The organism is Micromonospora sp. NPDC050795, assembly GCF_044456785.1.
Taxonomy (GTDB): Bacteria; Actinomycetota; Actinomycetes; order Mycobacteriales; family Micromonosporaceae; genus Micromonospora.
This window is the reverse complement of the sequence record NZ_JBITGE010000031.1, coordinates 34,975-52,435: the sequence shown is the minus strand read 5'-3', so window position 1 is coordinate 52,435 and position 17,461 is coordinate 34,975. Positions and strand designations below refer to the sequence as shown.

The 17,461-nt window shown below is 69.9% G+C and carries 17 protein-coding genes; 5 read left to right on the top strand and 12 right to left on the bottom strand.

Annotated elements, in window-relative coordinates; genetic code table 11:
- Nucleotides 1-318 precede the first annotated feature (318 nt).
- A complete protein-coding gene (locus ACIBEF_RS24655; RefSeq protein WP_396795509.1) occupies nucleotides 319-1,782 on the bottom strand; it encodes a glycosyltransferase family 4 protein in 1,464 nt (487 codons plus the stop codon).
- 315 nt (nucleotides 1,783-2,097) lie between these two features.
- Here ACIBEF_RS24655 and glgX point away from each other — a divergent pair, with 315 nt between their 5' ends.
- The 3 genes from glgX to treZ are packed head-to-tail and all read left to right on the top strand — an operon-like array spanning nucleotide 2,098 to nucleotide 8,244.
- Nucleotides 2,098-4,215, top strand: coding sequence for a glycogen debranching protein GlgX (gene glgX / locus ACIBEF_RS24650; RefSeq protein WP_396795508.1), 2,118 nt, complete (start codon nucleotides 2,098-2,100; stop codon nucleotides 4,213-4,215).
- A gap of 1 nt (nucleotide 4,216) precedes the next feature.
- Complete coding sequence (treY, locus tag ACIBEF_RS24645) at nucleotides 4,217-6,523, top strand: malto-oligosyltrehalose synthase (RefSeq protein ID WP_396795507.1); 2,307 nt, start codon at nucleotides 4,217-4,219, stop codon at nucleotides 6,521-6,523.
- Entirely contained in the window at nucleotides 6,520-8,244 is a 1,725-nt protein-coding gene (treZ, locus tag ACIBEF_RS24640) for a malto-oligosyltrehalose trehalohydrolase (RefSeq protein WP_396795506.1), read from the top strand. Before treY ends, treZ begins: the two co-directional genes overlap by 4 nt.
- Nucleotides 8,245-8,269: 25 nt before the next feature.
- Here the strand turns inward: treZ and ACIBEF_RS24635 are convergent, their stop codons facing one another.
- From ACIBEF_RS24635 to ACIBEF_RS24620, 4 genes are all read right to left on the bottom strand, one after another.
- Entirely contained in the window at nucleotides 8,270-9,334 is a 1,065-nt protein-coding gene (locus tag ACIBEF_RS24635; protein ID WP_396795505.1) for a cobalamin-independent methionine synthase II family protein, read from the bottom strand.
- A 418-nt stretch (nucleotides 9,335-9,752) separates the two neighbouring features.
- Nucleotides 9,753-10,352 carry a hypothetical protein gene (locus ACIBEF_RS24630; protein WP_396795504.1) on the bottom strand — a complete coding sequence of 200 codons (600 nt, stop codon included), beginning with the start codon at nucleotides 10,350-10,352 and terminating at the stop codon, nucleotides 9,753-9,755.
- 89 nt (nucleotides 10,353-10,441) lie between these two features.
- Complete coding sequence (locus ACIBEF_RS24625; protein ID WP_396795503.1) at nucleotides 10,442-11,680, bottom strand: DUF6357 family protein; 1,239 nt, start codon at nucleotides 11,678-11,680, stop codon at nucleotides 10,442-10,444.
- A 4-nt stretch (nucleotides 11,681-11,684) separates the two neighbouring features.
- Complete coding sequence (locus ACIBEF_RS24620) at nucleotides 11,685-12,338, bottom strand: hypothetical protein (RefSeq protein WP_396795502.1); 654 nt, start codon at nucleotides 12,336-12,338, stop codon at nucleotides 11,685-11,687.
- Nucleotides 12,339-12,606: 268 nt separating this feature from the next.
- Between ACIBEF_RS24620 and ACIBEF_RS24615 the strand changes: the two genes are divergently transcribed.
- Complete coding sequence (locus ACIBEF_RS24615) at nucleotides 12,607-12,819, top strand: hypothetical protein (RefSeq protein ID WP_396795501.1); 213 nt, start codon at nucleotides 12,607-12,609, stop codon at nucleotides 12,817-12,819.
- Between the two features lie 231 nt (nucleotides 12,820-13,050).
- Here ACIBEF_RS24615 and ACIBEF_RS24610 read toward each other — a convergent pair whose 3' ends face one another.
- The 7 genes from ACIBEF_RS24610 to ACIBEF_RS24580 form a co-directional block, all read right to left on the bottom strand.
- Nucleotides 13,051-13,473, bottom strand: coding sequence for an SHOCT-like domain-containing protein (locus ACIBEF_RS24610; RefSeq protein ID WP_396795500.1), 423 nt, complete (start codon nucleotides 13,471-13,473; stop codon nucleotides 13,051-13,053).
- Between the two features lie 12 nt (nucleotides 13,474-13,485).
- Nucleotides 13,486-13,743, bottom strand: a complete 258-nt coding sequence (locus tag ACIBEF_RS24605; RefSeq protein ID WP_396795499.1) for a hypothetical protein — start codon at nucleotides 13,741-13,743, stop codon at nucleotides 13,486-13,488.
- Nucleotides 13,743-14,120, bottom strand: coding sequence for a DUF2089 domain-containing protein (locus ACIBEF_RS24600; RefSeq protein WP_396795498.1), 378 nt, complete (start codon nucleotides 14,118-14,120; stop codon nucleotides 13,743-13,745). The genes ACIBEF_RS24605 and ACIBEF_RS24600 overlap by 1 nt, the downstream gene beginning before the upstream one ends.
- Before the next feature lie 315 nt (nucleotides 14,121-14,435).
- Nucleotides 14,436-14,669: a hypothetical protein gene (locus ACIBEF_RS24595; protein ID WP_396795497.1), complete on the bottom strand. Its 234-nt coding sequence runs from the start codon at nucleotides 14,667-14,669 to the stop codon at nucleotides 14,436-14,438.
- A gap of 137 nt (nucleotides 14,670-14,806) precedes the next feature.
- On the bottom strand, nucleotides 14,807-15,256 hold the full coding sequence (locus tag ACIBEF_RS24590) for a hypothetical protein (protein ID WP_396795496.1): 450 nt from the start codon (nucleotides 15,254-15,256) through the stop codon (nucleotides 14,807-14,809).
- Between the two features lie 212 nt (nucleotides 15,257-15,468).
- Nucleotides 15,469-15,822 carry an RICIN domain-containing protein gene (locus ACIBEF_RS24585; RefSeq protein ID WP_396795495.1) on the bottom strand — a complete coding sequence of 118 codons (354 nt, stop codon included), beginning with the start codon at nucleotides 15,820-15,822 and terminating at the stop codon, nucleotides 15,469-15,471.
- 56 nt (nucleotides 15,823-15,878) lie between these two features.
- Entirely contained in the window at nucleotides 15,879-16,955 is a 1,077-nt protein-coding gene (locus ACIBEF_RS24580; RefSeq protein ID WP_396795494.1) for a glycoside hydrolase family 43 protein, read from the bottom strand.
- Between the two features lie 134 nt (nucleotides 16,956-17,089).
- Here ACIBEF_RS24580 and ACIBEF_RS24575 point away from each other — a divergent pair, with 134 nt between their 5' ends.
- Nucleotides 17,090-17,422 (top strand): hypothetical protein, encoded by a 333-nt coding sequence (locus ACIBEF_RS24575; protein WP_396795493.1) that lies wholly within the window; start codon nucleotides 17,090-17,092, stop codon nucleotides 17,420-17,422.
- The last annotated feature ends 39 nt before the right edge of the window (nucleotides 17,423-17,461 follow it).

The window sequence follows — 17,461 nt, the reverse complement described above, 5'->3', positions numbered from 1 at the left end:
TGCGGCCCGGCACTGGGCGTGCGGCCCGGCACTGGGCGTGCGGCCCGGCACTGGGCGTGCGGCCCGGCACTGGGCGTGCGGCCCGGCACTGGGCGTGCGGCCCGGCACTGGGCGTGCGGCCCGGCGCAGTGAGCACGCGCCCCAGCGGCCCGGCCAGCTGCGCGCCCAATACCGCTTGATCGACTCGCGTTACAGGAAGTCGGGGTGTCCCCGGCACTGGGACACCCCGACTTCAAGGAAACCGAGTCGATCAACGGGGCCGAGCCGGGCCGCAACCGGGCCGCAACCGGGCCCAGGCTGAGCCGGGCCAGAGCAGGGTCAGCGCAGGCCGGCGGCGGCGAGCAGGTTGCCCTCGGGGAGTGCCGGGAGGGCGCGACCCTGCGACATCCGCTGCTCGGCGCGCTCGGCGGTGAACGCGGCGTCGTGGTGGATGGCGGCGGCGTAGCTGGCGGCGGTGCGCTGGGCGATCGCGGCCCAGCCGTACTGGTCGTGGACCGTCCGGCGGGCGTTGCGGGCCATGACGCGGGCGCGGTCGGGGTCCGACAGGAGCGCGTCCACGGCGTCGGTGAGGCTGTCCGGATCGTGCGGGCGGAAGGTCATCCCGGTGACGCCCGGCTCGACGATCTCGCCGAGGCCACCGGTGGCGGCGACGGCCAGGGGAGCGCCGGCCGCGGCGCCTTCCAGGGCCACCATCCCGAACGGCTCGTAGATGCTCGGAACGGCGAAGCAGTCGGACGCGGCCATCAGCGCCGGCAGGTCGGTGCCGCCCAGGAAGCCCGGCATGGTGACCATGCCGCCCAGGCCGCGGCGGTGCACCTCGGCCTCCAACTCGGCCCGGTACGGGCCGTCGCCGGCGATCACGGCACGCAGGCCGGGGTGCCGCTCGCGCAGTCGGGGAAGCGCCGCGATCAGGTGCTGGACGCCCTTCTCGTACACGAGGCGGCCGGCGAAGGTGACGAGCGGGCCGTCCCCGGCGAAGCGGGCGCGGGCGGCGGCCACGGCACGGGCGGGCACCTGCCAGCGGTGCGGCTCCACGCCGTTGGCGACCACATCGACCCGTCCGGCCGGTACGCCGAACAGCGCGTTGACCTCGTCACGCATGTACCCGGAGCAGACGATCACCCGGTTGGACTCGCTGCTGAGCCACTGCTCGACGCCGTGGATGGTGCGGTTCATCTCCTCCGGGAGCCAGCCCTGGTGCCGGCCGGCCTCGGTGGCGTGAATTGTGCTGACCAGCGGGATGTCCAGGTGGTCGCGCAACGTCATCGCGGTGTGGGCGACGAGCCAGTCGTGGGCGTGGATGACGTCGTAGGCGCCGGCCTGGGTGGCGCGTAGGGCGGTGCGGGTGAGGGTGTGGTTGAAGGCCATGGTCCAGGCCAGGAGGGAGCTGGTGGCGAGGGGGAAGGTGACGGGGTCTTCGGGGGCGCGCAGGATGCGGACGCCGTCGGCGTATTCCTCCAGGGGTGCGCCTTCGCTGTGGCGGGTGACGACGGTGACTTCGTGGCCGGCGGCGGCGAGGGCGACGGAGAGGGCGTGCACGTGTCGGCCGAGGCCGCCGACGAGCACCGGCGGGTACTCCCAGGACAGCATGAGGATGCGACGGGTCTGCGGGGGCACCCCGGGGCCGGGCTGCGCCGGCACGACCGCGCCGGGCTGCGCGGACAGGCCGGACGGCACGGGAAGACCGGGCTGGGTCGGGAGCTGGGGCCGGGAGGTCAGGGTGGGCCGGTGGGCCCGGTCCTTGGTGGCAGCGAGCTGCTCGTCGACCCGCAGGGTCGTCACATCAATCTCCGTCCGTGCATGGTGGTGCGCGCCGGCGTCGGTGGCGGCGGAGCGAGAGGTGTAAGGGGTGGCCGAGGGCCTGGCGGGCACGCGCGAACGCTTGTCCCCGATCAAGGAAAGTGCATCCGGCCCGAGAACGCACCTCGAAAACGGTCATCGTGACGGAGGACACCCGAGTGGTGTTGCACGCTCAGACGGGTGGTTTCCGGGCAGCGCCTGGAAGGATGGATTGGCGCGCTCGGGCCGGGGGCACTACCTGCTTGCGCGCGGGCGGTCTCGGCCGGTGCGCACATCACCACGGGTTGAAGGAGCGACATGCAGGTCTGGCCGGGCGAGCGGTATCCCCTGGGCGCCACCTACGACGGGATGGGCACCAACTTCGCCATCTTCTCCGAGGTGGCCGAGCGGATCGAGCTGTGCCTCTTCGACGAGTGGGACACCGGCGCGGAGCGCCGCGTCGAGCTGCGTGAGGTGGACGCGTACGTGTGGCACGCGTACCTGCCGGGCATCGAGCCGGGGCAGCGCTACGGCTTCCGGGTGTACGGCCCGTACGACCCGGCGAACGGGCTGCGCTGCAACCCGCACAAGCTGCTGATCGACCCGTACGCCAAGGCCATCGACGGTGACGTCCAGTGGGACCCGGCGGTCTACGACTACGACATGGACTCCCCGGAGCGGATGTCGGAGACCGACTCGGCGCCGTTCATGCCGAAGTCGGTGGTGGTCAACCCGTACTTCGACTGGGGCAACGACAAGCCGCCGCGCACCCCTTACCACCACTCGGTGATCTACGAGGCGCACGTTCGTGGGCTGACCATGCGGCACCCGGACATTCCGGAGGAGCTGCGCGGCACGTACGCGGGCATCGCCTCCCCGCCGATGATCGACTACCTGACCCGGCTCGGGGTCACGGCGATCGAGCTCATGCCGGTGCACCAGTTCATCCACGACCACCGGTTGAACGACCTGGGGCTGCGCAACTACTGGGGCTACAACACCATCGGCTTCTTCGCCCCGCACCACGGCTACTCGGCGCTGGGCCGCCTCGGTCAGCAGGTGCAGGAGTTCCGGGGCATGGTGAAGGCGTTGCACGCGGCCGGCATCGAGGTCATCCTCGACGTGGTCTACAACCACACCGCCGAGGGCAACCACCTCGGGCCGACGTTGAGCTTCAAGGGCGTGGACGCGCCGAGCTACTACCGGCTCAGCGAGGAGGACCGGCGCTACTTCGTCGACTACACCGGCACCGGCAACAGCCTCAACGTACGCAGCCCGCACTCCCTGCAACTGATCATGGATTCGCTGCGCTACTGGGTGACCGAGATGCACGTCGACGGCTTCCGGTTCGACCTTGCCGCCACCCTGGCCCGCGAGTTCTACGAGGTGGACCGGCTCTCCACCTTCTTCGAGGTGGTCCAGCAGGACCCGGTGGTCAGCCAGGTCAAGTTGATCGCCGAGCCGTGGGACGTGGGCCCCGGCGGCTACCAGGTGGGCAACTTCCCGCCGCTGTGGACGGAGTGGAACGGCAAGTACCGCGACACCGTGCGGGACTTCTGGCGCGGTGAGCCGGCCACCCTCGCCGAGTTCGCGTCCCGCATCTCCGGCTCCGCCGACCTCTACCAGGACGACGGCCGCCGACCGTTCCACAGCATCAACTTCGTCACGGTGCACGACGGGTTCACCCTCAACGACCTGGTGTCGTACAACGACAAGCACAACGAGGCCAACGGCGAGGAGAACCGGGACGGCGAGAGCCACAACAGGTCCTGGAACTGCGGGGTCGAGGGCGACACCGACGACGAGGCGGTGCTCGCCCTGCGGGCCAAGCAGCGGCGTAACTTCCTGGCCACCCTGATGCTGTCGCAGGGCGTACCGATGATCGGCCACGGCGACGAGCTGGGCCGCACCCAGCATGGCAACAACAACGTCTACTGCCAGGACAGCGAGCTGGCCTGGATCGACTGGGACAACGCCGACGAGCAGTTGCTGGAGTTCGTGCAGACGCTTACCGCGTTCCGCAAACGTCACCAGGTGTTCCGGCGTCGCCGGTTCTTCACCGGCCTGCCGGTGGGCGGGCGCGGCATCGACGAGCCGCTGCCCGACCTGGCCTGGTACACCCCGGACGGGCGGGAGATGACCGGCGAGGACTGGGGCAACGACTTCGGCCGTTCGGTGGCGCTCTTCGTCAACGGCGAGGGCATCCGCGAGCGCGGCCAGTACGGCCAGAAACACCACGACGCCTCGTTCCTGCTGTGCTTCAACGCCCACGACGCGCCGCTGGACTTCACCATGCCCGGCAGTGAGTACGGCCAGAAGTGGGAACGGGTGATCAGCACGGCCCAACCCGAGCCGGGCGACGCCACGGTGATCAGCGCGGGCGGCACCATCCGGGTGCCGGACCGGTCCCTCGTCGTGCTGGAGAGGACGATCTGACATGCCGGCCACCCCTCCCAAGGCCACCTACCGGGTCCAGGTCCGCCCCGGCTTCGACCTGGACGCCACCGCAGCGATCGTCGACTACCTTGACGACCTCGGCGTCAGCCACCTCTACAGCGCCCCGCTGCTGACCGCCACGCCCGGCTCCCAGCACGGCTACGACGTGGCCGACCACCGGGCCGTCAACCCGGAGCTGGGCGGGGAGGCCGCCCGGCAACGGCTGCTGGCCGCCCTGCGCGACAGGCAGCTCGGCCTGGTCGTCGACATCGTGCCCAACCACGCCGGGGTCGCCGTCCCGGCCGCCAACCCGGCCTGGTGGGACGTGCTGCGCCGGGGGCGCGACTCGTCGTACGCCGACTGGTTCGACATCGACTGGGACCGGGGTCGGCTGCTGCTGCCGGTGCTGGCCGACGACCCGGCCGCCCTCGACGATCTCAAGCTGGTCGACGGGGAGCTGCGCTACCACGAGCACCGCTTCCCGGTCGCCGACGGCGCCGGCGACGGCACCGCCCGGGAGGTCCACGATCGGCAGCACTACGAGCTGGTCTCCTGGCGGCGTGGTGACGCCGAGCTGACGTACCGCCGATTCTTCGCCATCGCGGGCCTGGCGGGTCTGCGTGTGGAGGACCCGGCGGTGTTCGCCGCCACCCACGAGCTGATCCTGCGCTGGGCCGCCGCCGGGGAGGTCGACGGCATCCGCGTCGACCACCCGGACGGCCTACGCGACCCGGCCGGCTACCTGACCCGGTTGCGGGCCGCCGCGCCCAACGCCTGGCTCGTGGTGGAGAAGATCCTCGAGTACGGCGAGGAGCTGCCGGACTGGCCGGTCGACGGCACCACCGGCTACGACGCCCTGGCCGCGGTCAACGGGCTCTTCGTCGACACCGACGCCGAGGGCGACTTCACCGCGCTGGACAACCGCCTGACCGGGCAGCACACCTCCTGGGAGGACCTCACCCACGCCACGAAGCTGGCCGCCGCCACCCAACTGCTCGCCGCCGAACTGACCCGGCTGGCCGCCCTCGCCCCCGAGGTGCCCACCGAGCAGGCCCGCGCGGCGCTCGCCGAGCTGGCCGCCGCGTTCCCGGTCTACCGGGGCTACCCGCCGCACGGGGCCCGGTACCTCGCCGCCGCCCGCTCCGAGGCCGGCCGCCGTCGCCCCGACCTGGTCCTCGCCCTGGACGCGATCACCCGCCGACTGCGTAACCCCGCCGACGAGCTGGCGCAGCGGTTCCCGCAGCTCACCGGCGCGGTGATGGCCAAGGGCGTGGAGGACACCGCGTTCTACCGCTGGACCCGGTTCGTGGCGCTCAACGAGGTCGGCGGCAGCCCCGGCCACTTCGGGGTGCCGCCCGCGGAGTTCCACCGCTTCGCCGGCGCCCACCAGGTCCGCTGGCCGGCCAGCATGACCGCCCTCTCCACCCACGACACCAAACGCGGAGAGGACGTCCGCGCCCGGCTCGCCGTGCTCAGCGAGCTGCCGGGCCGGTGGGCCGAGCAGGTCAAGACCTGGATGGAGTACGCCCCGCTGCCCGACCCGGCGTTCGCCCACCTGCTCTGGCAGACCGCCGTCGGCGCGTGGCCGATCGAGCGGGAGCGGCTGCACGCGTACGTCGAGAAGGCCGCCCGGGAGGCTGGGGCCTCGACCAGTTGGGCGGAGCCCGACCCGGCCTTCGAGCAGGCAGTGCACGCCGTGGTCGACCGGATGTACGACGACCCGAGCCTGCACGACGAGCTGACCGAACTCGCCGCCGCGATCGCCCCGGCCGGCTGGTGCAACTCGCTCGGGCAGAAGCTGATCCAACTCACCATGCCCGGGGTGCCGGACGTCTACCAGGGCACCGAGCTGTGGGACAACTCCCTCGTCGACCCGGACAACCGCCGCCCGGTCGACTTCGACGTACGCCGGGAGCTGCTGGCACGCATCGACGGCGGCTGGCGTCCCCCGATCGACACCGACGGAGCGGCGAAGCTGCTCGTCGTGTCGCGGACCCTGCGGTTGCGGCGGGCCCACCCGGAGCTGTTCACCACCTACCGGCCAGTGCCGGCGCACGGGCCGGTGGGCCGGCACGTGGTGGCCTTCGACCGGGGTGGCGTGATCGCCGTGGCGACCCGGCTGCCGCTGGGCCTGGCACGCGCCGGTGGGTGGTGCGACACAGCCCTGTCACTTCCCGTTCACGAACTGAAGGACCTGTTCACCGGGCGGGTCTACAGTGGCGGGGAGACCCCACTGGACGACCTTCTGGCCGACTATCCCGTGGCTCTGCTGGCTCCTCTCACCGCTGCCGAGGAGGCCGTTTCATGACCGAATTCTCCGTCTGGGCACCGGATGCCAGCCGGGTGCGGCTGCGCCTGGCCGGCGACACCGACCACGAGATGCGCGCCGCCGCCGACGGCTGGTGGCGGGTCGAGGCGCCCGACGCCGGCCTCGACTACTCCTTTCTGCTGAACGACGACGAAACCCCACTGCCCGACCCCCGGTCGCCGTGGCAGCCTGCGGGAGTGCACGGGCCGAGCCGCCGCTACGACCACGCCGACTTCGCGTGGTCCGACAGCTCGTGGACCGGCCGGCAACTGCCCGGCAGCATCCTCTACGAGCTGCACATCGGCACCTTCACCCCGGACGGCACCTTCGACGCGGCCATCGACCGCCTCGACCACCTCGTCACCCTCGGTGTCGACCTGATCGAACTGCTCCCGGTGAACGCCTTCAACGGCGAACACAACTGGGGGTACGACGGCGTCTGCTGGTACGCCCCCCACGAGCCCTACGGCGGCCCCGACGGCCTGAAACGGTTCGTCGACGCCGCTCACGCTCGCGGGTTGGGGGTGATCCTCGACGTTGTCTACAACCATTTCGGGCCCTCCGGGGCCTACGCGCCGCAGTTCGGTCCGTACCTCGCCGAGCAGAGCAACAGTTGGGGCCGCTCGGTCAACCTGGACGGCCCGCACTCCGACGAGGTGCGCCGCTACATCATCGACAGCGTGCTCATGTGGCTGCGCGACTACCACGTCGACGGCCTACGCCTGGACGCCGTGCACGCGCTGCCGGACACCCGGGCGATCCCGCTTCTCGAAGAGCTGGCCATCGAGGTCGAGTCGCTGTCGACGCACCTGGGGCGACCGCTGTCGCTGATCGCCGAGTCGGACCTCAACGACCCGCGGCTGATCACGCCCCGGGAGGCGGGTGGGTTCGGCCTGCACGCCCAGTGGAACGACGACGCGCACCACGCGCTGCACACGTTGCTGACGGGGGAGCGGCAGGGCTACTACGGGGACTTCGGCTCTCTGGAGACGCTGTCGGACGTGCTGACGGGTGGGTTCTTCCACGCGGGGACCTGGTCGAGCTTCCGGAACCGGCACCACGGGCGGCCTCTGGATTTGCGGGTGCCGGGGCATCGGCTGGTCGCGTACCTGCAGAACCATGACCAGATCGGGAACCGGGCTACCGGGGATCGGATCTCGGCTTCTCTCTCGCCTTCGCTGCTGCGGGTTGGCGCTGTGCTGCTGCTGACCGCGCCGTTCACTCCCATGCTGTTCATGGGGGAGGAGTGGGCTGCCTCTACGCCGTGGCAGTTCTTCACTTCGCACCCGGAGCCGGAGTTGGCCACCGCGGTGCGGACCGGGCGGCGGCGGGAGTTCGCCTCGCACGGGTGGCCGGAAGGGGACGTGCCCGACCCGCAGGACCCGGAGACGTTCGTACGGTCCCGGTTGGACTGGGCCGAGCTGGACAAGCCCGAGCATGCTTCGATGCTGTCGTTCTACCAGCGGTTGATCGCTCTGCGGCGCTCGACGTCGGACCTGTCGGATCCTCGGATGCACGAGGTGTCCGTGCAGCACGGGGACCAGTTCCTGGTGATGCGGCGGGGGGACACGCTTGTCGTGGCGAACTTTGCTGGGCGGGGGCAGGGGGTGTCGCTGCCCGGGGTGGCGCGGCGAGTGCTCCTGGCTACGGAGGAGGGCGTCACCGTGATGCGGGACCGGATCCAGTTGCCGGCGGAGACTGCGGCGATCGTCGCGTTGTAGTGCGCCGACCGGCGTCGACCCTGCCTCAGCCGGCCAGGTGCTCGGCGGCCAGGGCGGTTCCCTCGATCCGGGCGCGTACCTTGGCCCACGCCGTGTCCCGCGACGTGGACAGGTCGTCGGCGAACGGCGCGAAACCGCAGTCGTCGCACGTGCCCAGCCGGTCGGGCGAGATGTACTCAGCGGCTCGTAGTACGCGGTCGCGCACCTGGTCAGCGGTCTCCACCGCCGGGTCGACCGGGTCGGTCACGCCGACGAAGATCCGCTGGTGCGGTCGGGCGTGCTCAGCGATCGCCGCCAGCACCCGTTCCGGCTCAGATTCTCCGGCGAGCTGCACGTAGAAGACGCCGGCGTCGATCGCAAAGAGGCTCGGCAGCAGCTCGACGTAATCCACGTCGAGGCTGTGGGTGGAGTCCTGGTCGCCGCCGGGGCACGTGTGCACACCGATGCGCGCACGCTCCTGCGGGGTGAACCGCTCGAGCACACGGTTGTTCAGGGCCACGAATGTCTCCAGCAGGCCCTTGGAGGGGTCGAGCTTGATCGAGAGACGGCCCTCGGTGAAGTCCAGCTGCACCGTCTGAGCGCCGGCGTCCAGCGCGCCGCGGATGTCGGCTTCCGCCTCGTCGATGAGGTCATCGAGGAACGCCTCTCGGGGGTACCCCTCGATGCCCTGCTGGGGGTACAGCAGGCTGAGCGCGGACGGCGCTATGACCGCCTGCTTGACCGGCACTGTCGCGTGCTGTTGCGCGGCAGTCAGGTACGCCTGCGATCGCGTCGCATAGCGGAACGGTCCCCTGGTGAGGCGGGGAAGCTGCCGCGTGTGGCCGTCGGCGAACGGGATGACGGCACCGTCGGACGCCAGTGTGTCCAGACCCGACAGCGGGTACGTCGCGAAGCTCGACTTGCGCTGTTCGCCATCGGTGACCACGGGTGAGCCGAGCCGTTCAAGGGCGGCGATGGTGTCCCGTACTGCGGCGTCGTACTGCTCGTCCAGAGCGGCCTGCCCGATCCGTCCGGCGCCATGATCGGCGATCGCGGCCAGCAGCGCCGGCGGTCGAGGGAAGCTTCCGATTGGCTCGGTCGGGAGAATCATGGCCGTCAAACTATTGATGGGCAAGGGTTTCCGCAACCTCCGCCGTGCGCACTTCTCGCGCGGCGCAAGCCGCAACCACCGCATCCTCCCCTCCCCAGCGCGCCCCGGTAATCATGAGGTTGGCGGGCTTCCTGGAGATCAAACCGCCGGTCAACCTCATGATCAATGGGTTGGGGGTGGGGGGTTGGGGGTGGGGGGTGGGGGGCGGCTGAGTGTCGGGGCGCGTACCTGGTCGACGCTGCGCGGGCGTACCTGCGACTGGGTGATGTGCGCGGGGCTGCTCGGGCGCTTGTCGATGCGGACAGTGTCGCGCCGGCCGAGGTTCGGTGTCGGTCTCTGGCGCGTACCCTCGTCGCCGATGTTGCCCGCGTGCAGCCGGCGCCGGCCGGCGTGGCGCGACTGGCGACGCTCGTCGGTCTCACCCGCTGATCGCGCCACCCTGCCCAGGTCGTGAGCCCCGCCCCGGGCGGCTGTCGCGGAGCCGGAACCGTCCGGGAACGTCGCAGCAGACCTCGGCGTGGAGGTCGAGTGTGGGGGCGTCGAGGATGGACGGGCTGAAGAAGGCCGGGTCGAGGCGGAACGTCATTGTGGTGCCGGTGCCACCTGGTGCGTCGACGTCGTGGGAAGGTCCGGCGGGGCGTGAGCCGGCGAGTTGCTGACGCAGGGCGTGGCCCGCGTACCAGGTCTCGATCGTGGTCTGGGTGCTCACCGCGGCCGCTGCGGCGTGGACCCAGCGGTAGGAGGTCAGCACGGATCCGTAGTGGCCGTCGGTTGAACCGCCGGGGCCGGTCGGCCAGTTGTCGGTTATCGAGAACGCGAGGTCATCGAGGATCTCCGCGGTGACATCGGGTGGGCCGCTGGGCGCGACTCTTGGGCCGGGGTGGAGGGACGCGATGACGACGGCGGTCAGGACGGTTGTTGCCAGGTGCGGGTCGGCCCCGAAGTACATGCTCGGCCGTTGGCGGACCGACTCGTCGAACTCCAGGACCGTGATGTTCGCCGCGCTGTACTCACTCACCCGCCCACGGTGCCCGAACCGGCCGAGAAAGAGAAGGGCACAGGCGAGCCGCCCGGGTAGGCGAATGACGCTCGCGGGAAGGGCTGGGACTACCGGGCTTTGCGCTGACGACGCGCGCGTTCGAACTCGGCGGCGTCCGACATCCAGGGACCGTGCTGGTCGAGGGCGGCGTAGCCGCCGCTGACGAACAGGCTCACCAGGTGCCGGTACCCGCCCATCCCGTCGACCAGGCTGTACTCGACCCGATACTCCGGGTCCGACCCGGCTTCACCCTGTCGCAGCGTCGTGATCCGGGCGATGGAGTCCGCGTAGAAGTGCAGTTGGATCCCTTCGCCCATGTCCTCGTCCTCGATGGTGAACACCTCGTTGTCCCCGGCCGAGCGGTCGGCGACGAACTCCCAGAACTCGGCGGACGCGCTGCGAGGGCCGTCCCGTAGCCACTTTTTCTCGCCGCCCTTGTCGTCGGTGAAGGTCAGGGCCGCCTTCGTCACACTCGCACCGGAGTCGTCGTCTTCCGGTGGCGTGCTCCTGGCGCGGTCCGCGGCCTCCGAGCACATCAGGAAAGTCACCGTCCGCACCGCGTCATCGACGAGCCCGGGGTACGCGCGGCGCACGGCCGCGTCGACGCTCGCCTCCATCCGCTTCCAGTCGCGCTTGTCCGTGGCCCGGCGTCCCCGCCGTGGGTCGAGGCCGATCCGCATCCCGGCGCACGCCTGCTCGGCGGTGGCGATCACCCGCATGACCTTGGGCAGCAGCGCGGGGTCGACGGCATCGGGGTTCCGCCGTGGAATTGTCGCGCCGTGCAGGTACTGGCCCGTGTAGCGCAGGATCTGCGCGTCGAGCGGCCCGAGGGTAGCCCCGCGCTCGATGCGGCGGCGGTCCGCGTGATGCTCCTGGGCGCGCTTCTCGTTCGCCGCCTCCGTCGCCGTGCGCATCGCCTCGCAGACCTGACCGCGCTCCAGGAGACGGATGTGCGCACCGTGGGCGACGAGCCGGCTCTGGTAGCACGGGATGCGCCGAAACAGCGCGTCGACGTCGGCGGGCGGGGAGAGCAGGATCGGGTCCAGGAGTGCGACGGCGGCGTCCTCGTCGAGCTGGCCCCGGGTCCCCGCTGCGTGGCACAGCGGTAGGACCGCACTCCACAGCAGCAGGTGTCGGGCCAGGTCTTCCCGGATCACCGCGAAGTGGGCTTCGGAGATCGGGATCGTGAACGTGCGGGGCTCGTGGTTGGCGTCGGCTCCGGCGCCGAGCATCAGCTTCAGCTCGTCGTCCTCGCGGATGACGGTCGGGATCCAGCCGCTGCGTCGCGTGAAAACGATGTCTCTCATCTCGTCACGACCACTGTTCAGATTGGGCGTCGAGGCGTGGGTCGGAGCGCACCCAGACTTCGCCCCCGGCAGCCTCGGCCGGGGCGTCGACCCGTTCGAGACCGAGGAACTCGATCAATTGGAGCAGTTCGGCTCGGTCGGCCCGATCATCGCCGATGTCCTGCGAGTCGAAGAAGATGTAGTAACTGTCGGTCGGGTCGACGTAGCCGGAATCCGCCCAGATCCGGCCCACTTCTTCGATGGCCGCTGCCTCCGTCGTCATCGTGGCGGCGCGTGCGGCACCGCGGGCCTCCGGTGACGCGTCGAGGTCGGAGAGGTCGGCGAGCCACTGGCCGAAGTGGTCGAGGCCGGCATATCCGTTCTCGAAGAACAGCATCGCGCTCGGCAGGTAGCGGTTGGGCCTGTCGACCCGGAGGTGTTCCGACCGAGGATGGTCCGCCTCCCTGATCCGGGAGATCACCCCCAGGCTGGGCATGAGCACCAGGCGCTGCTTCGCCGGCTCGTCGGTGATGGTGTACGTGTCGGACTCTCGGCCCCGGAAGAACGCGGAGAACGCGACGTACGCCTCCTGCGGGTCGCCCACCGAGACGTGTTGATCGTTGCCGTCGCCGCCAGCGAAGACGAACTGCTTGGGGCCGGGCTTGTAGGGGCGGGCCATGGGTTTCCTTCGTTCAGGGGTGAAAGCTCCGCCAGAGTAGTGGGTCCGGGTGACATGCTCGCGGCCCTGATCGGGGCGGGGTTTCCGGCAACGTGAGATCCGGGCATGTATCTCCGCACTGCTGGAGGGGAGAGACAGCAATGCTGGTAAGTGGTTATCTCGGCGCGGTGCTCATCGCGCCCTCGTCGGCCTGCTCGGACGACTCATCCTGCCGGGGAGGCAGCGGATCGGCGTCTTCGCCACGTTCGTCATCGGCGTCGGCTCGGCGGTGCTGGGCACAGTGGTCGCCAGGGCGCTCGACATCGACGACGGGGCCAACGTGCAGGTGTGGGTGCTGCGCTGGGACTGGGTCGTGCTCGCGATCCAGGTCGGCCTCGCGATCATCGCCGTGGCGCTGGCGAACATGCTCACCTTCACCCGGCTGGCCGGCGGCGACGACAAGCCCCGGCGGCGGGTCCGTCGCAGCCAGGCCAAGAGCTGAAATGGGCAAGCCGCCCAGGTCGCCGCAATGTCTGCCGCCCTGTTTGTCGGCTGTCCCCGCTGGCCTGCGCGGGACGGCGCGGAGGGACCACCCGGCCGAGTGGTCCCTCCGCTGCTTGCTGGTGAGTGGCTAAACTTCAGGTTGGCAGTTCACCTGTGCTCTGCTGCTGCGGGCGCAGCCTCGGGAGGGTGTTCCAGCACCCTCTCGAGGGCCCGTCCCATTCGACGGCGCCTACTCGCAGAAGACCCGCACTGTGGCATCGGGGGAATCCACCTCCACTGTCACCTCGTCGAGGTGCTCCACGAGCGCCTCCAACTGTTCGGGCTTGAGCTGCGTCAGGTCGATCGGCACACCGGAGTCGCTGAGTGAGGCATTGGCCTTGACCAGGGCCTGCGGCGGGACCAGCGCCGCCAGCCGTACGCCGGCCCGCAGCAGTTGCAGTGGCACCCGCACGTTGACCCGTGACGGTTCGAGGTTGTCGGTGTTGTCCACCACCACCCGCAGGTACTTCACCCTGCCCTTCGGCCGGGCGTCGTGACTTACCGTCGCCGGTGCCTGGTCCCGTTCGAGTGCCGCGATGAGCTGCTCCGCCTCCTCGGCGGTGATCCTGCCCGCAGCCAGCATGTCGAGGATGTCCTTGCGTTGGTCGGTCATTCGAACCTCTCCTTATTGGATAGCCACGAGCACGGCCGTGCGGCAGTGCTCGATGTCGAAGCGGGCGCCGGGCAGCGCCGAGATGACACGCCAGGCGGCGCCGAGTGCCCGCACCACACCGATGCGGAACATGACGCAGGCCACGATTGCCGCCACCACGACCAGGACCACGACCGGGAGGAGCGCGAGCGTCACGGGGAGCACGGGAACCCAGACGTGGATGGGCCGGCGGTCGGCGCGGTTGACCTTGACGGTCACCAGCTGCGGCATCACGGCTGGCCGTCCAGCTCGGCCAGCGCCTGCTGTGCGGTGATCTCGCCGCGGCGCAACCGGTCGATGATGTCGGCTCGTGAGGGTGCCGGGTCGGTCTCGACGAAGTCGAGCATCTGCGTGATCCGGTTGAGGCGTGACTTGATCGTCGGGTAGCTCACCCCGAAGATGCGTTCCATCTCCTTGATGGAACCGTGGCAGCGCACGAACGCGGTGACGAAGACCTGATCATCGACGTTGAGCTGAGCCAGTTGCGGTGGCTCGAACTCGCCCTCGATCGCGACGCCGTTGCTCGCCAGGCGCACCCGTTCGACGACGAACGGCTGCCCCCGCGTCAGGCTGGTCAGGTCCTGCCAGTCCATCGCCTGTTCTGTCATAACTGAAGTTGTACCTTGACTATCCTTAACTTTCAAGGAGTCAATCTTAACTTTCTTAATTCTATAGTCGATCTCGCCACCCGCCGGGGATGCGAAACCGCGGCGGAACCCGAAGAGGTTCCGCCGCGGTGACGGCCGACGGCAACTGCGAGCGTGGCGAGGAGGGCCGCGAAGGCCGCGATCAGGGGCATGCGTAGCTGAGGCATCAACCAACCTGGTGCTTCGGCTGGCGTCGTCACTGTGACCCGGCGGCCCAACGGGCCGCCACCAGGATGCGGCGGTTGGCAGGTTCCTCGCGTAGACCGGGTTGGACCTTCAGCGGGTGCGCCGCGCGATGGCGGCCTCGACGCCGTCGAGGATCAGGTTGAGGCCGAAGGTGAAGTCCTGCTCCTCTGGATCCTCGCCCGGTTCGCTCTCGAACGCGCCCGCCGCGAACAGTGGCACGGCCTCGGGGAAGCGCTCCGGGTGGACGAGCGCGGCGAGGGCGAGGCCGTAGTTCTGCTCGACGTCCGACTGGCTGAGCCCGGTGCCACTGCGGCCCGCCGCCATCTGCCGGCTCTGCAGGAAGGACGGCAGAGGCCGACGTGATCTCCGGCGGGCGACGTCGACGCGGGATTGTTCGGGGGACTCGCCATCGCCCGGCGGGCGGGAGCGAGTAGGCCCCACTCCCGCCCACCGCTGGCGGTTCAGCACATCCGGATGTACCAGACCGGCGAGAAGTCGAGAACTTCCCAGGCTTCGCCGGCGACGAAGCCACGGATCGGGTTGCGGTTCTGGTCCATCAGGTCGGCCCAGGCGTACGGGGTCTGGTGGTTGTAGATGGAACCCCAGCCGTTCCAGTTGGTGAGGGAGTACCACCGACACTGATAGAGCACGAACATGCGCCCGGCGAAGTAGGTGTCGGTGTAGACGCAGACAGCGGTGTACGGGCAGGGGCCGACAGCCTGGGACGAGACGCCGCTGATGCCGGCGTTCGGATTGTCGGCCGTACTCACGTTGGCGGGGTTCGTCGACTGCGCCGCAATGGCGGCGCCCTGGTGGTCGGCCGGGGCCGCCGTGGCGGCTGACGGCACTGCGAGCGTGGCGAGCAGGGCCGCGAAGGCCGCGATCAGGACCACACGGAGCTTTGGCTTCATGCATTCACGATGCCCGATGGGTAGGCGGGCAGAGGGTGCTTCGGCTGTGACGGAAAGTTTCCTTTCTGTTGAGGCGTCAACAGCCTGGTGCTTCGGCTGGGGTCGCGATTGTGACTCGGCGGCCTCAGCGGACCGCCACTAAGATGCGGCGATGGGCAGGCTCCTCGCGCCGACACCCGCGGAGAGGTCCCGCCGCGGCCGAAGAGCGTTGCTTACCAGAGGTCCCAGGTGAAGGCCTGGTTCTCCGACGTCGTGTAGCAGGTGAACTGCATCATGTCGGCGCCGTTCAACCTCGAGTTGCCCTCCACGGCAATGCACTTGCCGGTGCCCCGGTTCTTGAGCTGGTAGTAGTCAGCGCCCCCGGAGGTGAAGAGCTTGATCGGCAGCCACTGGTCGTTGAGGCGGGCGTCGCCGCACACCTGCGTGGCGATCTTCGCCCGTTCGGTGGTCACCGCGCCGCGGACGGCCATGCACCGTCCGCCGTTGTTGAACGAGATGTGGTAGTAGCCCGAGCTGGTCGTGGTGAAGGTCCAGTTGCGGTTCGGCCCGCCCTCGCAGATCGCCATCGATGCACGCCAATCGGGCCGGAACGGCCGGCGAAGGGCCAGGTCATGCGTCCGGATCACTCAAAGAACTTGATGCTGAACCCGGTGTCGGCCGTCGGGCCGGGCACGTTGGCACGGCGGTAGGTGGTGTTGCCCCACCAGCAGAAGGTGCCGGTGTACCAGTAGCGGTTCGCCCAGGAGTACACGGTGCCCTTGGGCACCCCGTGGTACATCAGCGGAAATCTCGGCCCGGCGGGCGGGCTCGTCGCGATGTCGCTGTTGAGCAGCACGAAGCTGTGGTGGCCAGGTCCGTTCACGTGCAGGGTGGGATCCCAGCCGGCCATCATGGTGGCCCGGTTCGAGCCGAACAGGCAGCCGTTCGACTTGTACCAGTCCCACACGTACGTCGGGTCGCCGCCGGCGCGCAGCCGTAGGTCGGCGAGGCAGTACTGGTCGCTCCAACTGCCGTTGGCCGAGTAGACGATGTGCAACTGCCCGTTGGGGTCCCGGATCGCCTCCGGGGACTCGTTGATGAACGGGTTGCCGACGACGCGCTCCCAGCTCTCACGTGGCTGGGAGATGACGTACCGGCCGCCGGTCGGGGTGAGCGGGTCGCTCATCCGGCTGAGGTAGATGTTCTGCTCGACGTTGGTGTCCCCGGCCCACCCGGACCAGACGAACCACCGCTGCCCGTTGAAGGTGAACAGGCTGCCGTCGATGGCCCACCTGCCGTCGGGCAGCGCGAGCTGCCGTTCGGCCGTGTAGCCGCTGGCCGGTGACGCCGAGTGGATCGCGTACATGCGGTGGGCGGCGCCGCGCCCGGCCGAGAAGTAGATGTAGTAGCGCCCGCCATCGGTGACGATCTCCGGGGCCCAGACCTCACCGAGGTTGCGGCTGTCCGTCCAGACCTGCCGCGCGGACGCGGCGGCCAGCGCGTCGGGGGAGGCCGCCTGCCGTACGGCGATCCCGCCATTGACCGACTGGACGGAGATGTAGGTGCTACCGACGCGGATCACGCTCGGGTCGGCAGCGCGCAGGCCGGTCTGCCCGGCCGCCGCCGGTGTGACGCCGACCAGGGACAGGCCGGCGGCGAGCACGACGGCCAGCAGGGTGGGGAGGAACCGTGGAAGGGGTGGGCTATCGACGTTCACCATCGGGACACCTCTCCTCGAACGGAGCTGGCGGTAACAATCGACATTCTTAGATTAGGGCAAAGGGTGCCGCGTCACAGTGTTTCCGCGAGCCGGCCTCGGCACTCGCGGGCATGGGTGCGCTAGCGTCTGGCCTCATGGAGCCCGTGGACGTGGTCCTTGCCGTCGTGTGCGCCGCGGCCAACCTGGTCATGGCCGCCATGCTGCTCGTCAGAAGCCGCGGAGGCGTGGCCGCGCCCCGGATCTTCGGCCGCCCGCAGCCCCTGCCACGCCTGCGGGCCGCGATGCATGCCTGTCTGGGGCTGGGACTGGGCGTCGGCATGCTCGTCAAGGACGCCTTCCCGCCTGATTCGACCGGCGACGCGGTGGTGTTCCACGTGGTGAGGATCTTGCTGGTGGCTGGCTTCGTCACCGCCCTGCTGAGCGCCTTCCGGTACCCGCGATCCCTCTCTGGCAAGGCAGCCAGCTAGAGGCGACGCGCTCCCCGGTCGAAGCTCGAACAGGTGTGG